Source organism: Neisseria sp. P0021.S006, from assembly GCF_051956895.1.
Map to the genome: position 1 here is coordinate 1 of NZ_JBQCWZ010001254.1, position 447 is coordinate 447.

Here is a 447-nt window from a genome sequence, read left to right on the forward strand (position 1 = left end):
GCGCAATTCCACAAAGTCGGACAAGAGTTCGGCGTTGCCTTCAATCCGCGCTACGACCTCGGCATGCTCGCCGTACAAGGCCCTAAAGCCATCGAAAAACTCCTGACCGTCAAACCCGAATGGGCGGATGTCGTCCATAATCTCAAACCGTTCCAAGGTGCAGACTTGGGCAACGACTGGTTTGTCGCCCGTACAGGCTACACCGGCGAAGACGGTGTCGAAGTGATTCTGCCGGGTACTGAAGCAGGCGCATTCTTCAAAGCCCTGCAAGCAGCAGGCGTACAGCCTTGCGGTCTCGGCGCACGCGACACCCTGCGCATGGAAGCCGGTATGAACCTCTACGGCAACGATATGGATGACAATACCAGCCCGCTCGAAGCAGGCATGGGTTGGACCGTTGATTTGAAAGACGAAAGCCGCGATTTCGTCGGTAAAGCCGCATTGGTG

General features: G+C 56.8%; 1 pseudogene. It reads left to right on the forward strand.

Annotation, left to right across the window (positions count from 1 at the left end):
• Positions 1–447: pseudogene (locus ACTHUM_RS19740) on the forward strand (glycine cleavage system aminomethyltransferase GcvT); the annotation flags it as partial.